Source organism: Cupriavidus taiwanensis LMG 19424 (genome assembly GCF_000069785.1).
In the GTDB taxonomy this organism is placed as follows: domain Bacteria; phylum Pseudomonadota; class Gammaproteobacteria; order Burkholderiales; family Burkholderiaceae; genus Cupriavidus; species Cupriavidus taiwanensis.
Genome location: NC_010530.1, coordinates 1,825,816 through 1,847,556, shown reverse-complemented (window position 1 = coordinate 1,847,556; position 21,741 = coordinate 1,825,816). Strand labels below are relative to the sequence as shown.

General features: G+C 63.1%; 22 protein-coding genes. 11 read left to right on the top strand and 11 right to left on the bottom strand.

Translation table 11 applies throughout. The annotated features are described in order from the left end of the window. Positions 1–22: 22 nt before the first annotated feature. Positions 23–826, bottom strand: coding sequence for an SDR family NAD(P)-dependent oxidoreductase (locus RALTA_RS23885; RefSeq protein ID WP_012356523.1), 804 nt, complete (start codon positions 824–826; stop codon positions 23–25). 156 nt (positions 827–982) lie between these two features. Further along, a complete protein-coding gene (locus RALTA_RS23880) occupies positions 983–1,921 on the bottom strand; it encodes a LysR family transcriptional regulator (RefSeq protein ID WP_012356522.1) in 939 nt (312 codons plus the stop codon). A gap of 122 nt (positions 1,922–2,043) precedes the next feature. Between RALTA_RS23880 and RALTA_RS23875 the strand changes: the two genes are divergently transcribed. Continuing rightward, complete coding sequence (locus RALTA_RS23875) at positions 2,044–2,808, top strand: SDR family oxidoreductase (RefSeq protein WP_012356521.1); 765 nt, start codon at positions 2,044–2,046, stop codon at positions 2,806–2,808. A 197-nt stretch (positions 2,809–3,005) separates the two neighbouring features. On the opposite strand, the gene aac(3) is transcribed toward RALTA_RS23875, so the two are convergent. Together aac(3) and RALTA_RS23865 are read right to left on the bottom strand one after the other, a co-directional pair. Continuing rightward, on the bottom strand, positions 3,006–3,821 hold the full coding sequence (gene aac(3) / locus RALTA_RS23870; RefSeq protein WP_012356520.1) for an aminoglycoside 3-N-acetyltransferase: 816 nt from the start codon (positions 3,819–3,821) through the stop codon (positions 3,006–3,008). Positions 3,822–4,027: 206 nt separating this feature from the next. Then, positions 4,028–4,978, bottom strand: a complete 951-nt coding sequence (locus RALTA_RS23865) for an AraC family transcriptional regulator (protein ID WP_012356519.1) — start codon at positions 4,976–4,978, stop codon at positions 4,028–4,030. Between the two features lie 330 nt (positions 4,979–5,308). Between RALTA_RS23865 and RALTA_RS23860 the strand changes: the two genes are divergently transcribed. Next, positions 5,309–6,133: an alpha/beta fold hydrolase gene (locus RALTA_RS23860; RefSeq protein ID WP_041232608.1), complete on the top strand. Its 825-nt coding sequence runs from the start codon at positions 5,309–5,311 to the stop codon at positions 6,131–6,133. A 130-nt stretch (positions 6,134–6,263) separates the two neighbouring features. On the opposite strand, the gene RALTA_RS23855 is transcribed toward RALTA_RS23860, so the two are convergent. Both RALTA_RS23855 and RALTA_RS23850 read right to left on the bottom strand, forming a co-directional pair. Further along, entirely contained in the window at positions 6,264–7,199 is a 936-nt protein-coding gene (locus RALTA_RS23855; RefSeq protein ID WP_012356517.1) for an alpha/beta fold hydrolase, read from the bottom strand. A 215-nt stretch (positions 7,200–7,414) separates the two neighbouring features. Continuing rightward, complete coding sequence (locus RALTA_RS23850) at positions 7,415–7,912, bottom strand: DUF2306 domain-containing protein (RefSeq protein WP_025584680.1); 498 nt, start codon at positions 7,910–7,912, stop codon at positions 7,415–7,417. 376 nt (positions 7,913–8,288) lie between these two features. Here RALTA_RS23850 and RALTA_RS23845 point away from each other — a divergent pair, with 376 nt between their 5' ends. After that, complete coding sequence (locus tag RALTA_RS23845; RefSeq protein WP_157877228.1) at positions 8,289–9,305, top strand: ABC transporter substrate-binding protein; 1,017 nt, start codon at positions 8,289–8,291, stop codon at positions 9,303–9,305. Between the two features lie 250 nt (positions 9,306–9,555). Here RALTA_RS23845 and RALTA_RS23840 read toward each other — a convergent pair whose 3' ends face one another. The 3 genes from RALTA_RS23840 to RALTA_RS23835 are packed head-to-tail and all read right to left on the bottom strand — an operon-like array spanning position 9,556 to position 12,383. After that, positions 9,556–10,965 carry a DUF2252 domain-containing protein gene (locus tag RALTA_RS23840; RefSeq protein ID WP_012356514.1) on the bottom strand — a complete coding sequence of 470 codons (1,410 nt, stop codon included), beginning with the start codon at positions 10,963–10,965 and terminating at the stop codon, positions 9,556–9,558. A gap of 45 nt (positions 10,966–11,010) precedes the next feature. Then, positions 11,011–11,541, bottom strand: coding sequence for a hypothetical protein (locus RALTA_RS29225; protein WP_012356513.1), 531 nt, complete (start codon positions 11,539–11,541; stop codon positions 11,011–11,013). An 11-nt stretch (positions 11,542–11,552) separates the two neighbouring features. Next, positions 11,553–12,383, bottom strand: coding sequence for a DUF2092 domain-containing protein (locus tag RALTA_RS23835; protein WP_012356512.1), 831 nt, complete (start codon positions 12,381–12,383; stop codon positions 11,553–11,555). A gap of 601 nt (positions 12,384–12,984) precedes the next feature. Here RALTA_RS23835 and RALTA_RS23830 point away from each other — a divergent pair. Further along, entirely contained in the window at positions 12,985–13,341 is a 357-nt protein-coding gene (locus RALTA_RS23830) for an EF-hand domain-containing protein (RefSeq protein ID WP_025584690.1), read from the top strand. 115 nt (positions 13,342–13,456) lie between these two features. Here RALTA_RS23830 and RALTA_RS23825 read toward each other — a convergent pair whose 3' ends face one another. Next, positions 13,457–13,798: a YciI family protein gene (locus RALTA_RS23825; protein ID WP_012356510.1), complete on the bottom strand. Its 342-nt coding sequence runs from the start codon at positions 13,796–13,798 to the stop codon at positions 13,457–13,459. 113 nt (positions 13,799–13,911) lie between these two features. Then, positions 13,912–14,865: a LysR family transcriptional regulator gene (locus RALTA_RS23820; protein WP_012356509.1), complete on the bottom strand. Its 954-nt coding sequence runs from the start codon at positions 14,863–14,865 to the stop codon at positions 13,912–13,914. Between the two features lie 327 nt (positions 14,866–15,192). On the opposite strand from RALTA_RS23820, the gene RALTA_RS23815 reads away from it, so the two are divergent. The 7 genes from RALTA_RS23815 (at position 15,193) to RALTA_RS23785 (ending at position 21,736) form a co-directional block, all read left to right on the top strand. After that, entirely contained in the window at positions 15,193–16,653 is a 1,461-nt protein-coding gene (locus RALTA_RS23815; RefSeq protein WP_012356508.1) for a form I ribulose bisphosphate carboxylase large subunit, read from the top strand. 48 nt (positions 16,654–16,701) lie between these two features. Next, the gene (locus RALTA_RS23810) at positions 16,702–17,121 is read left to right on the top strand and encodes a ribulose bisphosphate carboxylase small subunit (RefSeq protein WP_012356507.1); all 420 of its coding nucleotides are present in this window, start codon (positions 16,702–16,704) and stop codon (positions 17,119–17,121) included. A 160-nt stretch (positions 17,122–17,281) separates the two neighbouring features. Then, entirely contained in the window at positions 17,282–18,229 is a 948-nt protein-coding gene (cbbX, locus tag RALTA_RS23805; RefSeq protein ID WP_041232607.1) for a CbbX protein, read from the top strand. A gap of 3 nt (positions 18,230–18,232) precedes the next feature. Further along, on the top strand, positions 18,233–18,997 hold the full coding sequence (locus RALTA_RS23800; RefSeq protein ID WP_012356505.1) for an HAD family hydrolase: 765 nt from the start codon (positions 18,233–18,235) through the stop codon (positions 18,995–18,997). Position 18,998: 1 nt separating this feature from the next. Then, positions 18,999–19,700 carry a ribulose-phosphate 3-epimerase gene (gene rpe / locus RALTA_RS23795; protein WP_012356504.1) on the top strand — a complete coding sequence of 234 codons (702 nt, stop codon included), beginning with the start codon at positions 18,999–19,001 and terminating at the stop codon, positions 19,698–19,700. A 52-nt stretch (positions 19,701–19,752) separates the two neighbouring features. Next, on the top strand, positions 19,753–20,847 hold the full coding sequence (locus RALTA_RS23790; protein WP_012356503.1) for a class 1 fructose-bisphosphatase: 1,095 nt from the start codon (positions 19,753–19,755) through the stop codon (positions 20,845–20,847). A 10-nt stretch (positions 20,848–20,857) separates the two neighbouring features. Next, positions 20,858–21,736: a phosphoribulokinase gene (locus RALTA_RS23785; protein ID WP_012356502.1), complete on the top strand. Its 879-nt coding sequence runs from the start codon at positions 20,858–20,860 to the stop codon at positions 21,734–21,736. Positions 21,737–21,741: the final 5 nt, after the last annotated feature.

Genomic DNA, 21,741 nt, shown 5'->3' with positions numbered 1-21,741 from the left:
TTCTCCCAGGGTAGCGAGCTTCCTACCGAGCCACGCCGTAACGGGCTGCCGGCTGGTGACGTGACAGGTTGGGGCCAAGCGCGGCCCGGGCGGCCTCGAACGCCTTCCAGTCCGCGTCGTCGGGCAGTGACGGCACGGTAATCACTTCACCCTGGTCAAGTCCGGCCAGCGCGGCGTCGACCAGATCGTCGCCGCTCATCACGATGTCTTGCGGCAGGTTATCGACCGAGTGGCCTGCTGTGTCCCAGAACTCGGTGCGTGTCGCTCCGGGAAGCACCGCCTGTACGCGCACGCCCTTGCCGGCAAGCTCGTGCTGCAACGACTGGGTAAACGCCAGCACGAAGGCTTTCGAACCGCCATAGACGCCGTTCAGTAGCTCGGGAGCCACCGCGACGATCGACGCGATATTGATGATGGTGCCTTGGCCGCGCATCACGAACGCCGGCGCAACGGCATAAGTCAGGCGAGTCAACGCCGTAACGTTGAGCTCGATCATCGCCTGCATCTTGTCGACATCCGACACTAGCAGCGGTGCGGCGGCGCCGACGCCCGCATTGTTGACCAGCGCGGTGATGCTGGCATCGCCGCGCAACAGCGCTTCAATGCGGCGGACATCGGCAGCCTGGCCAAGGTCCGCGGTCACGATCTCGACCGAGCGGCCGGTGTCGTCGCTGATGCGGCGCGCCAGCTCCACGAGGCGGGACCGGTTGCGCGCGACCAGGATCAGATCGTGGCCGCGGCGGGCGAGGCGATCCGCATAGATCGCGCCGATGCCGGACGATGCGCCGGTGATGACGGCGGCGCCGGCGTTGATGTGAGTCGTCATGTCAAGGCTCCATGGGATTGAGGGGGCTGAAGCCAAGTCCAATCTGGCCGGCTGCATGACGTGAAGATTAGGGGCACCATGGCATGGCGCCAATGTCATATATCCCACCTTTTATGCCATAACGCTCAAGCGTGTTCGCTGCGGCGACAGATTCCACTACTGCTCGCCAGGTCGCGTCTTTGGGGCGGATGCGCCATTGGCATCCCAATACGGCGGGCTCCCGATAGCAGCACGGACGCATTCCGCGAAAGCGCGGAGTCGGGCAGGCGCACGCCGCCCGTCCGGATGCGCAATGTATATGGATTCCGGTATTGCCTGTAGCCCGATATCGACAACAGCAAGTGTGCCGCGGCGGATCGATGGGCCGGCAATGAACGTGGGCAACAAGGCGATGCCAAGCCCGGCCTCCGCCGCGTCACGCATCATATCGCCGTTATTTACCCGTAATGCGATGGGTGCGCGCACAATCTCGGTGCCGTCTTTGCCTTGCAGCCGCCAGTCAGCAGCCCCGCGATTCAGGTAGAAGATGCCGCGGTGATGGCGCAACTGCTCGGGGGAAGCAGGTGTTCCCCTATGGTCCAGATACGCCGGCGAAGCCACCAGCAAGCGGCGGCTGGGAGCCAGTTGCCACGCCACCAGGCGCGAGTCTTCCAGCGGCCCGTGGCGCACGACGGCATCGTAACCGTCAGCGGCGGCGTCTACGCGGCGGTCGTCCAGGTCGAGCGTCAGTTCCAGTTCCGGATGCTTTGCCAGAAAAGGGTAGAGCGCAGGCCCGAGATGCATGCGCCCGAAGGTGACCGGCGCGGAGATGCGCAATGGGCCGGCGAGGCGGCCGCGCCGCTCGGCCACGTCGGTGCTTGCCTCTTCCACCTCCCGCATGATTCTCGTCGCCCGGTCCAGAAATGCGTTGCCCTCGTCAGTTAGCAGCAGCTTGCGAGTCGTACGTCGCAGCAGCGTGGCGCCCAGGCCTCTTTCCAACTCGACGAGCCGGTCGCTGACGACCGATTTCGATAGATTGAGGCGCCTGGCCGCCTCGCTGATTGAACCAGCTTCGACCACCGTCACAAAACTGGCGATGCCTTCGAGCTTGAGCATTGTTCGGTAATTCCGGATAGTAATTCCGCAATCTTCAGTCTAGTGGCAACCAGTGGGGCGATCCATACTGGCTTGCAAGAGCACGCAGGATGTTCCTGTCTGCACACAGATGGAGATCAAATATGGAAAGGCTGTTGGGGAAAGTCGCAATCATCACTGGCGCAAGTTCCGGGATCGGGCGCGCTGTGGCGGAGCTCTTTGCCGCCGAGGGGGCGAAGGTCGTTGTTGGCGCGCGGCGGCAGGGAGAACTTGACGAACTTGTCGCGCACATCCGTACGGCCGGTGGCGAGGCCGCGGCACTGGCAGGCGATGTGCGCGCCGAAGACTATGCCAAGGCGTTGGTTGCGCTGGCGGTTCAGCAGTATGGTCGGCTCGACATCGCATTCAATAACGCTGGCACGCTGGGCGAAAGCGGTCCCAGCACAGAGGTGTCCGAGACCGGCTGGAATGACACCTTGGCGGTCAACCTGACCGGCTCCTTCCTGGGCGCCAAGCACCAGATCGCCCAGATGCTAAAGAACGGGGGCGGCTCGGTGATTTTTACCTCGACCTTCGTCGGCCATACTTGTGCCTTCCCCGGTGTGGCGGCTTACGCCGCGAGCAAGGCAGGGTTGATTGGCTTGACACAGACCCTGGCGACCGAATTCGGAGCGCAAGGCATACGTGTGAACTCGATCCTGCCAGGAGCGGTGGACACCGCTATGTACCGCAGTATGAACAACACCGCGGAATCGCAGGCGTTTGTTACCAACTTGCACGCGCTGAAGCGGGTGGCCACCCCGGAAGAACTGGCCCGTTCGGTGTTGTACCTGGCTTCGGATGATTCCGCTTTCGTGACGGGCACTGCTTCGCTGGTAGATGGTGGTCTTTCGGTTACGCGAACGTAATCCAATGCGGCCGCCCGAATGCGCCCGCCATGGGCGCCACAACGCCTAATCATTCGAGTTGCCAATCCGTGCTGAGCCTCGCGCGGCTATGGAGGCGCCAAGCCAAGAATGCCACTGTGCGCCAATTGTTCCGCGAGGTCCCGTCAGGCTTTGCAAAGGGGCGGATTGGGATTGGGAGGCCGCCCCGTCAGCTACGGTCATGCCGAGGACGGGGAATGGTGCTGCTCCAGATAGCTGACGCCAAAAGCCACAATATCCTGAGCATCGAACAAATAGCAGTGCGCACACCCAACTTGGCCTTCGGTGTGCCGGCCTAAGGCCACATAGGCCGTGGCCATTGTTTCCACCCCGTCGGGCTGCCCTTCAACGGCAAAGCAATCCAGAATTCCGTTCGAGTCGAACTCTTCTACGACTTCCCACACGGTATGGCCGTCCGCGCCTCGCAGGGGCATCTCATACGTGATCCGGCGCTTGCCCGGGATATCGGCAATGGCCTCGGCATAGTGCAGGATGGTCACAGAATCGAGGCCAGCGCCAAGAAGCAGGACTTTGCCGCCGCCATCAACGAAGCGCTCAAGTGGGGAGCCTTTGCCAAAGGCTTCACCAAGCCGATGGGGCTCGGTCAGATATCTTGCCCGCGGCCCAAGCGCAACCATGGATGCATCAGGATGGGCACTTCGCGTTGCACCTGGAGATGCGGCAAGGTACTGGTTGAGCAGACCAAAGCCGCGATATGTTCCTGCGGTTGCAGGATCGAATGGCGGCCAGTTGCGCCGGTCGTCTTCATCCATCCGCGCACCATTCAGCGTCTGTTCGTAAGGTGAGCGATCCCACGACGCATAGCTCATCAGCGTGCCTTCCGGGCCAACGGCGTCGCGAAGTGCTGCAACAATGGCGACAGCGCCCCCCTCGACAGGACCTATGGCCTTTAGCGAGGCATGTACCATCACAAGGTCGCCTGCATGAACCCCTAGTGAGCGAAGTTCGCAAGTGATTGTTGTTTGGTTTCGCATGTCCTGGTGGCCCCTCTCCGCGTTCTGACCCGTGCGACGTTTCAAGTGGAAAAATGTGCCGCCTGCCCCATCGACCCATCTGGACGCAGGCTTCCTGGCGTCAATGGCAACTGCAGAACCAACTCGGCCGTAAGTGCCTCGGCGGGTAAGCGGCTAGAGCGCGCCCTGGTGCCGTCATCAGGTTGGGCAGTCCCGGACAGCAGCGGTCACGCTCTCGCCGATGCGCGGCGAGCCCTTAGCGTCTGCGATGGCAGAACGCCGAAGTGGGCGCTGTAAAGAGCGGCGAACCGCCCGAAGTCCCATACACCGAATCGTCCGCAGATGCCGGAGACCGTATCGCCAGGCGCAGCATTGCATAGTGCCGCGCGGATGGCGTGCATGCGGTACAGCGCCAGATAGCGGTGGGGCCCCATGCCCAGGTATCGATGAAATACGTTGCGGACGCTGCGCTCGGACGCTTCGGCAGCCGCGCAGAGATCGTTCACAAAGATTGGCGTTTCGCCCATTAGATTGAGCAGGTCCAGTGCCCGGCTGAGAATCTGCCGATGGCGAGGCTTTTGCCGGATACTGGCCGCGCCTTCATCGATTGTCAGCACGGCGCGAAAGACCAGGTCGACCAGCTCGGTTCGCGCAGCGAGTTCAGCGCCTGGATATCGCAACTGGGCCGGATCATCGCGCTCGACACGCACGATCCGCCATATCGTCGTCAGTAGTGCAATCACGCCCCGGCGCCCGGTGCACACCAGGTTGTTGGACAGCAGCGTCGCGTCGAACTCGTCGGCATGGGTGTGGACCCAGTGCATCACCAACGGTGCAGAAATCGCAACTGTCACCCAGCTTGCTGCCCGCTCTGCAATGATGTGGAACATCCGGTCCGGCGCCATCCATCCGACGGTCTGCGCGTCGAAAGCCTGGCCATCGACGATAGTGCATTCCTGCGCACTCAGAGGGATGAAGATATTGAAGCAGTCGGGCATGCCGATGCCCGAATAGGCGGTGGACGCCCCCTCTCGGCCCATCATGATGGCCACCCCGCTCAGGTCGATCAGCTTCAGTCGCCAATCCCGTTGCGGCCTGGACCGCAACACGTACCTTCCCTGGACGCCGTAAAGCGCGGCCTCGAACTCATCGAATTCCGGGCAGACCAGTTGTGTCATCGGATCGCTCCCTGGTTGGTGCTTCGCATCCGGAGGCCTGGCAAAGACCAGGGGACATTTGCCGATTTTACGTAGCCAGGGATGAAGGTTTCAAGAAATGATGAACAGCCGTGCGGATGGAAAAAAGGGCGGTATGACAGGTAGCAAACCAGGGCCATATGGACGGGCCAGGCCAGTCGCGGAAGCCACGACAGCGGAGTCGTGCGCGGCGCTGGGTGATTCGTCGTACCACGGCAGCCATGCTGAATCCGCCTGTGTGTTCGCGCGGTGAACGCAGCCATGTACGCAAGCGCCCCTGCGAACAGGGGCAATCAACTGGGAGGCAATGCCATGCAGACGGTCAGGACCAGGGATGGTGTGGACATCTTCTACAAGGATTGGGGTAGCGGCCAGCCCATTGTCTTTTCTCATGGATGGCCGCTGAGCGCGGACGACTGGGACGCGCAGATGATGTTCTTCCTGAATCACGGGTTCCGCGTGATTGCGCATGATCGTCGCGGCCACGGCCGATCGACCCAGACCGCAAGCGGACATGACATGAACCACTATGCCGACGACCTGGCAACGCTGACGGCCCACCTGGACCTGAAAGACGCCGTCCACGTCGGGCATTCGACCGGCGGCGGCGAAGTGGTGCGCTATCTGGCGCGACACGGCGAAAGCCGAGTCGCGAAGGCCGTCCTGATTGCCGCTGTGCCGCCGCTGATGGTCAAGACGGAAGCCAATCCGGGCGGCTTGCCCAAGGAAGTCTTCGACGGCTTCCAGGCGCAGGTGGCCAACAACCGGGCGCAGTTTTACCGCGAGATCCCTGCAGGCCCCTTCTATGGCTTCAACCGCCCAGGTGTCAAGGCGGACGAAGGGGTAATCGCGAACTGGTGGCGCCAGGGCATGCAGGGCGGCGCCAAGGCACACTACGATGGCATCGTTGCATTCTCCCAGACGGACTTTACGGAAGATCTGAAGAAGATTACCGTGCCAACGCTGGTAATGCACGGCGACGACGACCAGATCGTCCCTTACGCCGACTCCGCGCCGCTCTCGGCAAAGCTGTTGCGCAACGGCATGCTGAAGACCTATAAGGGCTTCCCGCATGGCATGCCTACCACGCATGCCGAAACCATCAACGCGGACCTGCTGGCATTTATCCGGTCGTGATGGATATCAGGCCAGGTGCTCCATGGCCCGGCCTCGTTTCCATGTCCACTGGGGCAACAGGGGTTGCCCCTTTGCGACCGATCATCGGCAAGGAAAGTGCTTGTCAACTCTTGACCGCCTTGCGCAGAACTCACTTCCTGCTGTCAAGGGACGTCTTGGACAAAAATTCGTGAATGTAGCCGGATACGAGAGCGGGGTATTGGTGCTGGGGAGCGTGCCCTGTTTCGGAGAGGAAAACGAACTGTGCCTGCCGCATCTTTCCGATCAAAGGAAACCAGTTCTGTCCAGCGGTGCTTGTATCGTGGTCTCCAGCGATGACCAGGATAGGCAAATCCACCTGCTCCATGCGTTCGCGTCGACGCTCTTCGTCGTTGTGAAAGCCCTGCGCCGCGGTGAAGTACGGCGCGAACTCATCGGGCGTGGACGGTATCCTGGAAGCAACGCCAGCCCTTGCGTAGATCCGTTCGTGTGAGGCCTTGGCCTGGGCGCAGCTTGCCTCGGAGGCTGGCTCGAAGAACAGAACTTCCTCATCCGCGAGATCGTTCACCGGTTTGAATGCCCGTTCGAGAAACACCTGCTGCAGCGGGATCTCATTGTGCCCGGGAGGGTTGGTTCCAATCAGGATTGCCTGAGTTACGCGTTGGGTGTGCTCTAAAAGGTAGGTCTGAGCCACAAGACCACCCCACGACCAGCCGAGTATGACAAAGCGTTCAGCCCCGATTGCATTGGCGAATTCGTCGATGAACTTCGATGCCATCGCCATGGCATCGGGCATTTTTCCAGTCGAGTACGCGATGCCGGGATAGTCGACAGTGACGACGGTGTATCGCGACGCCAGTTCATCCAGGAACAATGGATCCCAGGTATCGAGCGTGCCGCGCAAGCGGTTGGCGAGAATGATCATCGGACCCCGACCGAACCTGCGATAGCCAATCCTGTCGTTTCCGACCGTCACGTACAACGTGTGGGCGGCCGCCGCCGAGACCGCGAGGTCGCGGGCGGCCGAACCGCCGGAGTCAGGGAGAACAGCCGACGACGACATGCAATAGGGGAACAGCCGATTCATGACAGCATCTCCTGGGAAGCTGGTGGCAACTTCACCACCGAATCATGGCAAACGGCCTGAGCGGATGGCGGACAAAATGCCGGCATGTCAGGCGAAAAGGGCATCGGTGGAATCCGGCATCGAGACACTGCGCAAATACTCCAGCCAACAGCCATGTCGGTTCATCGCTGTTACCCACCCACCGGCTACCTCCACCCAGCCGGCGCGGCGTAGGTTCAGAGGGTGACCGCCATTCGGCGCGAGCGCCGAATGCGCGAGACCTGGACGGCCGCGCCGATCAGGTAGATCAGGAAGGCGACGCCAACTATGGCTTTAAGCGTCGGGTCTTCCGGACCGGTGAAAGCCGGAGCGCCCACCGGCACGCGCGTGCCGGTCTCGGTCAATCCTGGAATCAGATGGAAAAACAGCGTGAGGGAGTAGCCCAATACTGCCGTGTAGCGCGCCACACCCGTTCCCCCGCGGCGTTCAGCAACACCGGCGATGGCTAGTACGACAAGCGTCAGTATCGCCAGTGCGTGGGGCGGTCCGAATCCGCCATGGTGGAAGATAAAGAGCCCCGTGAATGCTGTCGCTGCAGTCAGCCACGCGTAGAGACGGCCGGGGCGGGTAAGGGTTCCAATCTCGCCGTACTTGAACAACGCCACCAGGCCACAGGCCACCGCCACGAGGGCAATGGCGGTGTGAAACATTCCGAACGGGCTGAGGTTGAGCATGGCAAGCACTCCGGGTTCGCGGCTAGACGTTCAATCGCGGTGGGCTGGCATGGGCGCTAGCTGCGCAACAAGTGCGCGGCTAGCACCGTAAAGCGTGGAATTCGTCGTGAACTGCCAACACCTGGGCGATCCCAACTGGGCCAAGTGCCGGCGCATTGAGCAGATGATCTGCTCGCTTCAGCGGAAACGCTACGTAAAAACGGCAAAGTGAAAGCCTCCCTGACCGCCTGCTGGTCAGTACGTGCGGAACCGCACATATCTCTGCATCGAGGCCGCGTATCAAGACAAGGGGATTTAGCATGAACCTCTCTTTCTCCCTATGCGCCTCAGCTTTCTCGCGCCGAAACCAAAGGAAAGCAACAAGAAGGAGATACGCATGGACAGGCGCACTATCCTCGCAGGGGCCACAGCCTTAGCCGCCGCGTTGCTTGCCAGCCAGGGGGTAACGCACGCACAGCAACTTCGGAAGCCTTTCCGGGTTGGTGCGCTGTTCAACGGGGCAGCCGTCGTCGAAGGAAAGCCAAATCCGGTACTCGAAGGACTTCGCCATGGCCTGGCGCAACTCGGATATGTCGAAGGCGCCGATGTCATTTTCGATGCGCGTTTTGCCGAGGGGGTACTCGAACGCCTGCCCGAGCTTGCCGTTGAACTGGTCGGTAAGGGTGTCGACGTTATCGTCTCCTATGGTGGCCCCGCCACCAACGCAGCACGAAAAGCCACTACGACCGTTCCGATCGTAGCCTCAATCGTTGCAGACCCGGTGGCGATTGGTGTCGCCGCAACGCTGGAGAGACCCGGCGGTAATATCACCGGAGCGACAAACAATGACCCCGAGCTGCCCTCCCGGCAGTTCGACATCCTCAAGTCGCTTATCCCCAGACTTGAACGCGTTGCCATCCTCAGCGATTCAGACATTCCGGGAGTGGATGCCAACGGCTTGGCACCCATAGAGCGGGCCAACGTTACTGCCGCGCGCGCGGCTGGCTTGATCCCGCAATTGCTGAAAGTGCGCGGGCCAAAGCCTGACCTGGAGGCCGCGTTTGATGCCATGTACAGCGATCGCGCGCAGGCGCTTGTGGCGCTCGAAGTCCCTGCGCCGCTTGCAGAGCGCAAGCGCGTTGCGGCATTAGCCACAGAACGTCGGCTGCCGACCATGTTCTGGGGAGGAGCCGAAGACTCTGGCGGTCTGCTCAGCTACGGCACAAGCGTTTCAGCGAACTTTCCGCGCTTGCCAGCTATCATTGATCGGATATTCAAGGGCGCAAAGCCTGCCGATACGCCGTTCGAAGTCGTCTCACGTCGGCAACTCGCTATCAACCTCAGGACTGCTCGCGAGCTCGGATTGACGATTCCTCCCGATTTACTGAAGCGGGCTGATCGAGTCATCGAGTAAACGGCTTCACGTACAAGGGGCGGCGCATTGCCTGCACCGACTTTCCGGAACGGACGCCGTGCGCCCAGGTGCCGCGTGGCAGCTGCTCAACGACATTGCTGGCGCCCAACTGTGCGGGATGGTGCCTGTCGCATGAACAAGGCCCGCCACAAGACTCGTGGCGGTCGGCGAGCCGCGTCTTCCCTCGGTTTGCTTTCTCGGCTGGCTGACTGGCTTAAAGCCAGAGCGCTTCTTTTGCGCCGGGTCAGCTTCATACCCGGAAGTCCAGCGCCATCTCCTCGTCTCCACGGGCCTCGAGACGGCCTGTCCGACACGCGGTGATGAACTGGTCGTAGTCTGCTTCGTTTTGCTTCGCATAGGCGAATGCATATTCCACCAGGGCATCTGCCAGACGCTCGCCACTGCCGATGTACGATGAGATCTCAATGGCCTTTCCGCCCGCTTTTGCGTGGGCCCGGGCCAGTGCCCAGCCACACATGCGCGCATAGCCATTGAGGACCGTATTGCTCATGCGCTCCACTTCGGCCGACACCTTCATGTCCCGCAACTGCCGGAAATAGAAGTGACGATTGGCGGGGCCGGTGGTCCACCCCAGGAACGAATCGCTGGCGGCCTGAAGCAGGCGCTGGCCAGCAACGACGCGCTCTCCCTGATGTGAGGGGCCGGTTGCCGGAAAATAGGTGGCGATGACGGAGGGCCGCGCCTCCTTGACTTGCAGAAAAAGAGGATTTCCGTGGCAATCGACGAAGAGCATGATGAGGCAGAACGTTCCCACGCTGCCAACGCCAACGACCTTGAATGCAATGTCGTGAAGTTCGTACTGCGAGATCAATGCACGGCGGTCGAACGGCAGTGTTTGCACATAGGCGTCAAAGGCCTTGGCGAGCTTTCCCTTCCACGCGTCGGTATTTGCCCATTTCTCTTCGCCAAGCAACGAGTTTGGGCCGCTGGGGTGGAAGAGTGCCGGAGGGGCATCCTGAATGGTCCAGCGGCCGTCCTGCAAGGTAGCCATCTTGGTCAGGACGCTTTCGTTGGTCCGGCTTGCCGCCTTCTTGCCGGTCTTCGCAATCAATTGCCGGCCTTCGTCGCTCACCGCACGGTCCATCATTCGGTCGAAGGTGATGACTTCGTGCCAGAGATCCAGTGAGCTGAGTTCCGAGTATTCGCGGATCCTGTCGCTGTACTCCTGCACTGCGGTTGACACGCATTCGGCAATTGCTCCGCGGTCCACGCCCATCTGATCGCCAGCGACGGCGAAACTGGCCGCGAGTCGCTTCAGATCCCATTCCCAGGGACCGGGAGCGGCTTCGTCAAAGTCGTTCAAATCGAAGACGAGCTGTCGTTCCGGGGTCGCAAAGCCGCCAAAGTTCGACAAATGCGCGTCCCCGCAAAGGGGAAGGATGATGCCGGTGTTGACGGTGCCGGCGAGGTCGTGCGCCTGCAGTACTGCACTACCTCGAAAGAACGTGAAAGGCGAAACGGACATCCGTCCGTATCGGAGCGGTACGAGCGCCTCAACGCGGCCCGCACTGTTCGCTTTCAGTAGTTCGATCGGATCTCGCCTGGTGTCGCCGATGTTTGCGTGCTGGGAGCGTCTGACTTGCTGTCGTGCCTGGCGACCAAAGTCTTGCCGCGCGGATGCATTCTGTGAAGCAGCCATTTGCATACCTCTTGCATTTGCCACAGCTGGTTTATGCCGCCATTTTCAGTACGGTGGATTCACCACGACAAACTGCGATCCCTGCGGCTGATACCAGGTGTTGCCACATTGCTGGTACACCATGCCGCCATAGTTGACCGGCACGCACCCGGGCGGCACTGATCGCACCATCGACCCTATCACCGCCGATGTCATGGCGACGGTCGCAGTGACCGCAGCAGCAGTGGCGACGGGATGGTAATCGTTGTCCCATCCTCCGTGGCAGCAGCCTCCGCCCTCAACGTTGACATTCACATTGCGGCTTGTATTAACGTTGACATTCCGGGTAGCGTTCACGCTGTTCACGCTGGTACTGCGGACGTCGTTCGTCCGCGCGTCCGCTCGCTGGTTGTTGATCTGCCGCCCGCCGCCACCTCCGCCGCCTGCGTGCGCTGCGGCGCGGCCCCCGCCTGCGTGGGCTCCAGCGTGTCCTCCGCCGCCTCCAGGCCGGGCATCAACGGTAGGGATGCAGAGCACAGTCGCCAGACCGATAGCGGTGGCCCATCCGGTACAGCGCTTGGCAATCGTATGTTTCATGGCGACCTCTTTTACCTGTTCTTCATGGGAACAAACTCCGCCGCTTTGGCACCGGCTGGTGGCGTGAAGGTAAAGACGGACTGGGTAAAACGGGGACTGAGATTCCAGCGGATCCATGACACTGACTGCGGCCTTGCCTCGTCGGATCGGTTGGTGATCACCAGCTTGCGCGGTAGCGGTCGAGGTCCGGTGGCAATCCATATTTGCCAATCGATTTCCCCCTGGCGGAACGCATATTGATCGCATAGCGTCCCATCGACGATGTCCTGGCCGGCATTCATCGCCGAACTGATGCTATCCAGCGGTGCTTGTGGCGTGCCCCAGAGGAAAAGGTCTGCCATGGGAATTTCGACGCCGAAACGCGCGCGCAAGCGCTCCACCAGGTCAGCGAGATTGTTATCGAAGGTGGCCCTGGAATAGTATTTTTGCTCCGGCATGTACAGCACAACTGTCTTGCCGTCGTACATCAAATCGCGCGCCGAACGCGCGCTGCGCATCTGCGCCCGCAACTTGTTTGGGCGTTGCACGTCCAGTTTTGCGCTGGCCGTGTGCAACAGCTTTTGCCCGTCAGTGAGTACCCGTTCCCCGGAGAGATCTACAGCGACCTGGAACTGCGTGAGCGTCTGCAGGTAGCGTCCCATGTCGCGCAGCGCCTGGACGGAAGCGGGATCGACGGCATTCGTTGCCGGCGTTGCGCCGCCCGCAGCCGGTGAGGGTGCACTGGTTGGCGCGGATGGCGAGTTGCCTGATGCGCCAGGCGTGCCGGGACTGGCCTGCTGCGACATACTGCTGCAAGCCGCCAGAGAAAGTGCAAGAAGGCCCAGAATCGCGATGCGCACCATATATATCTCCGGAAAAGAACAGGCGGGCGAGGCTAAAGACGTGCGAGAGGGTGCTTCGCGGCTGTTGCCGGCCGCTATTGCGGTGCAACGATCGCGCAGGCGCTGCCGGTCCGTGTTTCATGGGCGGTTGGCGGCTTGGCCCTCCTACATACTTGCAGCGGCAGGCCTATGGGGGAAGTGAATATTTTGGCCTGTTGATCTAACTGAATTGGAGTTCGCCGATCTGTTGCGTTCCAACCGTAGAGAGACAGGCCGTTTGGGGCGGAACCGGACTCGGCGCTACTTCTGAATTCCATGAGAGAGACGGAGTTTGTGCCCGTAAGGGGGTGCCTTACTCTCGGAATGGATGCCTGACTAAAAAATTCTTCACGCAGCCAAAAAAAGATTCACTTCTGCCACGTCAGATGTTGGGACACCATGCGCTCACCTTTACCCATTTTGCCCAATGGAGGATTCCGGACTAAAACTGCTCATGCATGCCAATGGCGCATCCTTCGCCTGTGCCAGGGTAACCGGCGCGCTGCTGTGTTGGTGCTTCGGTGCCGGAAATACAGGCAGGGTTCCTGCGGAAGTAAAACACAAGGACGATCTGAGGAGAGCGATGATGATAAGAAAATTACCTGCAATCGGTTTCGCGGCACTGACGGCATTTATGTCCCTTGGGGCGGTTGCCCAGTCTGCGCAAGGGAGTGGATCAGCGCCTGGCGAAGTTCCGAAAGCACCGCCGACCACCGCACAGGCCAAGGCCCTTATCGCGGAGAAATTCAAGGCGGCCGACAGCAATCATGATGGCAAGCTCACCCGTGACGAGGCGCAGGCGGGGATGCCGCAGGTCTACGCGCATTTTGACAAGATCGATGTCAAAAAGCAGGGTTCCGTTACCGAGCGCCAGATCGGTGCGTACTGGTCGTCAAAGACCAAGGCACAGATGCAGAAGGAAAGTCCGATCTGGAACTAGAGCGCGGAGGGCTTGGCCCGAGATCTGTCACGCTGACGGGGCGAGCGGAGCACACTGTACCTCCGCTCGCTTGTCGTACCTGGTGGTGATGCCGCCGCGGGACGGACCTTGCCCATCAACTCTCGGGATCATCGCCAAACTCGCGGAGTTCCTGCGAGCAGCGGCAAGCCTTGGCGATCTTCCCAGCCCACAGGATGGCGACTTCGCGCGATGGGAGCCGCAGGACACAGAAGCCGCCGTCGAACTCCTTCATCTGGGGATAGGTTTCGGTGGTGACCGTGCCGTCCGGGGCGACCATGAGCGGCGCGACATCCGCGTTGATCCCGCCACCAAACGCGTACACGCCTGCAGCCTTCGCCTCGCGTATGACCTCGCGCGCCGCTTCGCCCACGGCAGCGAGCTCCTCGGCGGGAACCTTCATCGCCGCTGCAGGAAAGGAGATCAGGTAATTCGCCATCGTTCTGTGCTCCGGTTGAGATCGGTGATGTTTGTCAGGTCTAACGGGTGATGGGGCCGTCTGTCACGCGCCCTGGTACGAATGATCGCACGCTCCTGGAAATGGCAGGACCCTCACCGCCCCCCACGCCGCCTCGCCAGCAAGCCGCTAAACTCCCTCCCCAAAAACTCCGCCGCATGCTCCAGCAAATAAGCCCGGCAACTCTCACCCGCCGGCGATAACCGCTTGCTCGCCATATGCGCGACATGCCAGATGCGCTCGATCGGCGTGCCGGTCACGTCCAGCAGCGCGATCTCGCCGGTGCGCAACTCCAGCGCCATGGTATGCAGCGACAGCAGGCTGATGCCCATGCCGGCCATCACCGCCTGCTTGATGGTCTCGTTGCTGCCCAGCGTGATGATCTTGGCCGGCGTGAACAGGTGGTCGCGGAACATGTATTCGGCCACGGTGCGGGTGCCTGAGCCGGGTTCGCGCAGCAGGAAGGTCTCATGCCGCAGTTCCTGCAGATCGAATTGCGCGGCGTCGTGCAGCGGGTGCCGCGGCGAGGCCACCAGTACGTGCGGATGCGCGGCGATGGGTTCGGAGACGGCGTCCAGCTCGCGCGGCGGGCGGCCCATCAGGGCGAGGTCGATGGCGTTGTCCTGCAGCAGCTGCAGAAGGGTTTCGCGATTGCCTTCGGCGATGCGCAGTTCCACGCCCGGGTGGAGCGCGGTGAAGCCGGCCAGCAGCTTGGGCGCGAAGTACTTCGCGGTGCTGATCAGGCCGATTGTGATCGAGCCACGGTCGACGTCCTTGACTGCCTGCAGCCCTTCCTCGGCGTCCTTGACCTCGCCCAGGATGCGCAGCGCATGGTGCAGCAGGCGGTCGCCAGGCTCTGTCAGCGTCAGTTGCCGGCCGACGCGCTCGAACAGCGCAAGCCCCACCACGGATTCCAGCTGCTTGACCTGCATCGACACCGCGGGCTGGGTCAGGTGCAGCTCTTCGGCCGCGCGCACGAAGCTGGCGTGCCTTGCCACGGTGACGAAGATCTGCAGCTGGCGAAGGGTGAGGGCGCGCAGGAAGGACATGGGCAGTTGGGAAATTCAGTCCAAGGTATCAATTCCTACTGTCATTCCCGCGAAGGCGGGAATCCAGCGTCTTTCACGTCCCCTCCGGGGAGAAAGTCACTGGGTTCCCGCCTTCGCGGGAACGACGGTCGCTGACTGAGAGCATTAGAGCAGTAGGGGCGGCTTTTGGACGGTCGCTTCATGTGCGGTCTGGTGCGCACTTAAAGGACCACTTAAGGGATAGCTTATGCGGTGACTAAGAATATCTGAATTTACCTTATAGAGGTGCGCTTATATCTTTGCATCAACGCAGCAGCCACGAACGCTCAACCACGCAAGGAGACAAGCATGAACGCACCCGAACCGGTCCAAGGCAAGCCGCGCAAGCGCTATGACGCCGGCGTCATGAAGTACAAGGAAATGGGGTACTGGGACGCGGACTACGAGCCCAAGGACACCGACCTGCTGGCGCTGTTCCGCATCACGCCGCAGGATGGCGTGGACCCGGTCGAGGCCGCCGCCGCGGTGGCCGGCGAATCCTCCACCGCCACCTGGACGGTGGTGTGGACCGACCGCCTGACCGCGTGCGACATGTACCGCGCCAAGGCCTACCGCGTCGATCCGGTGCCGAACAACCCGGAGCAGTTCTTCTGCTACGTGGCCTATGACCTGTCGCTGTTCGAGGAAGGCTCGATCGCCAACCTGACCGCGTCGATCATCGGCAACGTGTTCAGCTTCAAGCCGATCAAGGCGGCGCGGCTGGAAGACATGCGCTTCCCGGTGGCCTATGTGAAGACCTTCGCCGGCCCGTCGACCGGCATCATTGTCGAGCGCGAGCGTCTGGACAAGTTCGGCCGCCCGCTGCTGGGCGCCACCACCAAGCCCAAGCTCGGCCTGTCGGGCCGCAACTACGGCCGCGTGGTGTATGAGGGGCTGAAAGGCGGCCTGGACTTCATGAAGGACGACGAGAACATCAACTCGCAGCCGTTCATGCACTGGCGCGACCGCTTCCTGTTCGTGATGGACGCGGTCAACAAGGCCTCGGCCGCCACCGGCGAGGTCAAGGGCAGCTACCTCAACGTGACCGCCGGCACCATGGAAGAGATGTACCGGCGCGCGGAGTTCGCCAAGTCGCTGGGCTCGGTCATCATCATGGTCGACCTGATCGTGGGCTGGACCTGCATCCAGTCGATGAGCAACTGGTGCCGCCAGAACGACATGATCCTGCACCTGCACCGCGCGGGCCACGGCACCTACACGCGCCAGAAGAACCACGGCGTGTCGTTCCGCGTGATCGCCAAGTGGCTGCGCCTGGCCGGCGTGGACCACATGCACACCGGCACCGCGGTGGGCAAACTCGAAGGCGATCCGCTGACCGTGCAGGGCTACTACAACGTCTGCCGCGATGCCTACACCCGTACCGACCTGACCCGCGGGCTGTTCTTCGACCAGGACTGGGCCTCGCTGCGCAAGGTGATGCCGGTGGCCTCGGGCGGCATCCACGCCGGCCAGATGCACCAGCTGATCAGCCTGTTCGGCGACGACGTGGTGCTGCAGTTCGGCGGCGGCACCATCGGCCACCCGCAAGGGATCCAGGCCGGCGCCACCGCCAACCGGGTCGCGCTGGAGGCAATGGTGCTGGCGCGCAACGAGGGGCGCGACATCCTCAACGAAGGGCCGGAGATCCTGCGCGATGCCGCGCGCTGGTGCGGGCCGCTGCGCGCCGCGCTCGATACCTGGGGCGACATCACCTTCAACTACACGCCGACCGATACCTCGGACTTCGTGCCCACCGCCTCGGTGGCCTGACCCCGGCTGGATGCCACCACCGCGAACACCACAGAACGAGAGGACATCATGCGTATCACTCAAGGCACCTTTTCCTTCCTGCCCGAACTGACCGACGAACAGATCACGAAGCAGCTCGAGTACTGCCTGAACAAGGGCTGGGCAGTCGGCATCGAGTACACCGACGACCCGCATCCGCGCAACACCTACTGGGAGATGTTCGGGCTGCCGATGTTCGACCTGCGCGATGCCGCCGGCATCCTGCTGGAGATCAACAATGCGCGCAACACCTTTCCCAACCACTACATCCGCGTCACGGCCTTTGACTCGACGCATACGGTGGAATCGGTGGTGATGTCGTTCATCGTCAATCGTCCTGCCGATGAACCGGGCTTCCGCCTGGTGCGACAGGAAGAGCCGGGCCGCACGCTGCGCTACTCGATCGAGAGCTACGCCGTGCAGGCCCGGCCCGAGGGCAGCCGCTACTGAGCGGCGCCGTCTGAGCCGCGCAGCGCCGCCACGGCGCTGCCGCCAGCGATTTCCTGACGCTGCACGCCAGCGGCCGCGCGGCCTGATCGCCGCGCGCCGGGGGGACGCTGCGCCTCGAATTCCGCGAACCGATTGATCGATTGACTCTCAGGGAGCCGTCATGTCCGCACCCGAAACCACTGCGCCGCTGCAGTCGGCTGGCATATTGCCCCCAGCGGCGCCCGCAGCCGTGCCGGGATCTCTCGCCGAATCGCTGGACAGCTCAGGCATCACCGAACTGCTGGCCCAGCTCGACCGCGAGCTGATCGGGCTGAAGCCGGTGAAAGCGCGCATCCGCGACATCGCCGCCTTGCTGCTGGTGGACAAGCTGCGCGCCGCGCGCGGCTTCAGCGCGGGCGCGCCCAGCCTGCACATGTGCTTCACCGGCAATCCCGGCACCGGCAAGACCACCGTGGCCATGCGCATGGCGCAGATCCTGCACCAGCTGGGCTACGTGCGGCGCGGCCACCTGGTGGCGGTGACCCGCGACGACCTGGTCGGCCAGTACATCGGCCATACCGCGCCCAAGACCAAGGAGATCCTGAAGAAGGCCATGGGCGGGGTGCTCTTCATCGACGAGGCGTACTACCTCTACCGCCCGGAGAACGAGCGCGACTACGGCCAGGAAGCCATCGAGATCCTGCTGCAGGTGATGGAGAACCACCGCGAAGACCTGGTGGTGATCCTGGCCGGCTACAAGGACCGCATGGACCGCTTCTTCGAATCGAACCCGGGCATGTCGTCGCGCGTTGCCCACCATATCGACTTCCCCGACTACCAGCTCGACGAGCTGCGCCGCATCGCCGAGCTGATGCTGGACGAGATGCAGTACCGGTTCGACGACGACAGCCGGGCCGTGTTTGCCGACTACCTGGCCCGGCGCATGGCGCAGCCGCATTTCGCCAATGCGCGCAGCGTGCGCAATGCGCTCGACCGCGCGCGCCTGCGCCATGCGTCACGGCTGCTCGACGATCCCGGCACGGCGGTGGACGACCGTGCCCTGACCACCATCACGGCCGGCGACCTGCTCGCCAGCCGCGTGTTCTCGCAGCCTCAGGCCGCGGAGTAAGCCATGAAAGCCCTGATCTTCGATGTCGACGGCACCCTTGCCGATACCGAGAGCGCGCACCTGCGGGCCTTCAATGCCGCCTTTGCCGAAGTCGGCCTGGACTGGTGCTGGGACGAGGCCCTCTACACGCGCCTGCTCAGGGTGGCTGGGGGCAAGGAACGGCTGATGCATTACTGGCGCATGGTCGACCCCGAAGAGGCGCGCGGCTGCAAGGTCGGGGAAACGATCGACGCAGTGCATGCCGTCAAGACCCGCCACTACGCCGAACTGGCCGGCAGCGGCCAGCTGCCGCTGCGCCCGGGCATTGCGCGGCTGATCGACGAGGCCGGCCGCGCCGGCGTGCCCGTCGCCATTGCCACCACCACCACACCGGCCAATCTGGACGTGCTGCTGCGCTTGCCGCTGGGGGCGGACTGGCGCGCGCGCTTCGCCGCGATCTGCGATGCCGGCACGATCGCGGCAAAGAAGCCCGCGCCCGACGTCTACCTGGCTGTGCTGCAGCGGCTGGGCCTGGAAGCGGCCGAGTGCCTGGCGATCGAGGACTCGGAGAACGGCCTGCGTGCCGCGCAGGCGGCCGGCATTGCCACCGTGGTCACGCCCACGGCCTACACCGGCCACGACCGTTTCGACGGCGCGCTGCTGGTGCTGCCGCACCTGGGCGACCCGGCGCAGCCGTTGCCGCAGCAGCTGCCGGGCGCGGCGCAGCGCTGGGTTGACCTGGGCGCACTGCGCAACTGGCATCGCGGCACCCTGTTCGAGGCAGCCTGACATGCATAGCAACGACCAACGAGCCGTGCGCCTTGCGCCGTCCATCCTGTCGGCGGATTTCGCGCGGCTGGGCGAAGAGGTGTGCGCGGTCGAGGCCGGCGGCGCGGACCTGATCCACTTCGACGTGATGGACAACCACTACGTGCCCAACCTGACCATCGGGCCGATGGTGTGCGAGGCGATCCGGCCGCTGGTCTCGGTTCCCATCGACGTGCACCTGATGGTGGAGCCGGTGGACGCGCTGATCCCGCTGTTTGCCCGGGCCGGCGCGGGGATCATCAGTTTCCATCCGGAGGCGAGCCGCCACGTGGACCGCACCATCGGGCTGATCCGGGACCACGGCTGCAAGGCCGGGCTGGTGCTCAACCCGGCCACGCCGCTGGGCTGGCTCGACCACACGCTGGCGCAGCTGGACCTGGTGCTGCTGATGAGCGTGAATCCGGGCTTCGGCGGCCAGGCCTTTATCCCCGGGGTGCTCGACAAGGTGCGCCAGGTGCGCGCACGCATCGACCGGCAGCAGGCGGCCGGCGGACGCGAGGTCTGGCTGGAGGTCGATGGCGGCGTCAAGGCCGACAACATCGGCGCGATCGCGCGCGCGGGGGCCGACACCTTCGTCGCCGGCAGCGCTGTCTTCGGCGCGCCGGATGTCGATGGCGGCTACGCGGGCATCCTGCGGCGCCTGCGCGAGGCCGTCGCCACGTAGCCGGCATGCCGCCCCCCACAAGAACACATAGCCAATCCAGAGGAGACCTGTCATGCCTGAAGTGCAAAGGATGACCCTGACGCAGTTCCTGATCGAGCAGCGCCGCCGCTACCCGGACGCCAGCGGCGGCTTCAACGGCCTGATCCTCAATGTCGCCATGGCCTGCAAGGAGATCGCGCGCGCGGTGGCCTTCGGCGCGCTGGGCGGCCTGCACGGCAGGGCCGGCGGCCCGGACGCAGCCGGCGCGGCCATCAACGTGCAGGGCGAGGTCCAGCAGAAGCTGGACGTGCTCAGCAATGACACCTTCCTGCGCGTCAACGAATGGGGCGGGTACCTCGCCGGCATGGCCTCGGAAGAAATGGAGGCGCCGTACCAGATTCCCGCGCACTACCCGCGCGGCAAGTACCTGCTGGTGTTCGATCCGCTCGATGGCTCTTCCAACATCGACGTCAATGTCTCGGTGGGCAGCATCTTCTCGGTGCTGCGCGCGCCGGAGGGCACCGCCGATGTCACCGAGCAGGCCTTCCTGCAGCCCGGCACGGCGCAGGTAGCGGCGGGCTACGCGCTCTATGGCCCCACCACCATGCTGGTGCTGACGGTGGGCAACGGTGTCAATGGCTTCACGCTGGATCCCAACCTGGGGGAGTTCTTCCTGACCCATCCGGACCTGCGCGTGCCCGCCGATACCCGGGAATTTGCCATCAACGCCTCCAACAGCCGCTTCTGGGAGGCACCCATCAGGCAATACGTGTCGGAGTGCCTGGCCGGCCAGACCGGGCCGCGGGGCAAGGATTTCAACATGCGCTGGATCGCCTCGATGGTGGCCGAGGCGCACCGCATCCTGATGCGCGGCGGCGTCTTCATGTACCCGCGCGACACCAAGGATCCGGCCAGGCCGGGGCGACTGCGCCTGCTCTATGAGGCCAACCCGATCGCGTTCCTGATGGAGCAGGCCGGCGGGCGCGCCAGCACCGGGCGCCAGGCGCTGATGTCGGTGGCGCCGAACGCGCTGCACCAGCGCATTGGCGTGATCTTCGGCTCGCGCCATGAAGTGGAGCGGATCGAGCGCTACCACAACGAACAGACCGACCCCGACCTTCCCAATCCCCTGTTCAACGAGCGCAGCCTGTTCCGCGCGTCCGCCTGAGGCACCTGCCATGTCAGAACGTTATCCCATCATCGCCATCACCGGCTCCTCCGGCGCAGGCACCACCTCGGTGACCCGTACCTTCGAAAATATCTTCCGGCGCGAGGGCGTGAAGTCGGTGGTGATCGAAGGCGACAGCTTCCACCGCTACGACCGCGCCGAGATGAAGATCAAGATGGCCGAGGCCGAGCGCACCGGCAACATGAACTTCAGCCACTTCGGCGAAGAGAACAACCTGTTCAGCGAACTGGAAGGGCTGTTCCGTTCCTATTCGGAAACCGGCACCGGCATGCACCGGCACTACCTGCACAGCCCCGAGGAAGCGGCGCCGTTCGGGCAGGAACCCGGAACCTTCACGCCATGGGAGCCGTTGCCGGAGGACACCGACCTGCTGTTCTACGAGGGTTTGCACGGCGGCGTGGTCACCGACGAGGTCAATATCGCGCGGTATCCCAACCTGCTGATCGGCGTGGTGCCGGTGATCAACCTGGAGTGGATCCAGAAGCTGTGGCGCGACAAGAAGCAGCGCGGCTACTCGACCGAGGCCGTGACCGACACCATCCTGCGCCGCATGCCGGACTACGTGAACTACATCTGCCCGCAGTTCTCGCGCACGCATGTGAATTTCCAGCGGGTGCCGTGCGTGGACACCTCCAACCCCTTTATCGCACGCGAGATTCCCGCGCCCGATGAAAGCATGGTGGTGATCCGCTTTGCCAACCCCAAGGGAATCGACTTCCAGTACCTGCTGAGCATGATCCACGACTCCTTCATGTCGCGCGCCAACACCATCGTGGTCCCGGGCGGAAAGATGGAACTGGCCATGCAGCTGATCTTCACGCCCTTCGTGCTGCGCATGATGGAACGCCGCAAGCGCGCCACCCAGTAAGGAGC

Coding starts and splice junctions, on each gene's coding strand:
- RALTA_RS23875 (WP_012356521.1), top strand. CDS start 2,044: ATGGAAAGGCTGTTGGGGAAAGTCGCAATCATCACTGGCGCAAGTTCC.
- RALTA_RS23790 (WP_012356503.1), top strand. CDS start 19,753: ATGCCTGAAGTGCAAAGGATGACCCTGACGCAGTTCCTGATCGAGCAG.
- cbbX (WP_041232607.1), top strand. CDS start 17,282: ATGTCCGCACCCGAAACCACTGCGCCGCTGCAGTCGGCTGGCATATTG.
- RALTA_RS29225 (WP_012356513.1), bottom strand. CDS start 11,541: ATGAAACATACGATTGCCAAGCGCTGTACCGGATGGGCCACCGCTATC.
- RALTA_RS23840 (WP_012356514.1), bottom strand. CDS start 10,965: ATGGCTGCTTCACAGAATGCATCCGCGCGGCAAGACTTTGGTCGCCAG.
- RALTA_RS23835 (WP_012356512.1), bottom strand. CDS start 12,383: ATGGTGCGCATCGCGATTCTGGGCCTTCTTGCACTTTCTCTGGCGGCT.
- RALTA_RS23850 (WP_025584680.1), bottom strand. CDS start 7,912: ATGCTCAACCTCAGCCCGTTCGGAATGTTTCACACCGCCATTGCCCTC.
- RALTA_RS23825 (WP_012356510.1), bottom strand. CDS start 13,798: ATGGCGAATTACCTGATCTCCTTTCCTGCAGCGGCGATGAAGGTTCCC.
- RALTA_RS23855 (WP_012356517.1), bottom strand. CDS start 7,199: ATGAATCGGCTGTTCCCCTATTGCATGTCGTCGTCGGCTGTTCTCCCT.
- RALTA_RS23820 (WP_012356509.1), bottom strand. CDS start 14,865: ATGTCCTTCCTGCGCGCCCTCACCCTTCGCCAGCTGCAGATCTTCGTC.
- RALTA_RS23880 (WP_012356522.1), bottom strand. CDS start 1,921: ATGCTCAAGCTCGAAGGCATCGCCAGTTTTGTGACGGTGGTCGAAGCT.
- RALTA_RS23830 (WP_025584690.1), top strand. CDS start 12,985: ATGATGATAAGAAAATTACCTGCAATCGGTTTCGCGGCACTGACGGCA.
- RALTA_RS23845 (WP_157877228.1), top strand. CDS start 8,289: ATGGACAGGCGCACTATCCTCGCAGGGGCCACAGCCTTAGCCGCCGCG.
- RALTA_RS23810 (WP_012356507.1), top strand. CDS start 16,702: ATGCGTATCACTCAAGGCACCTTTTCCTTCCTGCCCGAACTGACCGAC.
- RALTA_RS23865 (WP_012356519.1), bottom strand. CDS start 4,978: ATGACACAACTGGTCTGCCCGGAATTCGATGAGTTCGAGGCCGCGCTT.
- RALTA_RS23860 (WP_041232608.1), top strand. CDS start 5,309: ATGCAGACGGTCAGGACCAGGGATGGTGTGGACATCTTCTACAAGGAT.
- rpe (WP_012356504.1), top strand. CDS start 18,999: ATGCATAGCAACGACCAACGAGCCGTGCGCCTTGCGCCGTCCATCCTG.
- RALTA_RS23785 (WP_012356502.1), top strand. CDS start 20,858: ATGTCAGAACGTTATCCCATCATCGCCATCACCGGCTCCTCCGGCGCA.
- RALTA_RS23800 (WP_012356505.1), top strand. CDS start 18,233: ATGAAAGCCCTGATCTTCGATGTCGACGGCACCCTTGCCGATACCGAG.
- RALTA_RS23885 (WP_012356523.1), bottom strand. CDS start 826: ATGACGACTCACATCAACGCCGGCGCCGCCGTCATCACCGGCGCATCG.
- RALTA_RS23815 (WP_012356508.1), top strand. CDS start 15,193: ATGAACGCACCCGAACCGGTCCAAGGCAAGCCGCGCAAGCGCTATGAC.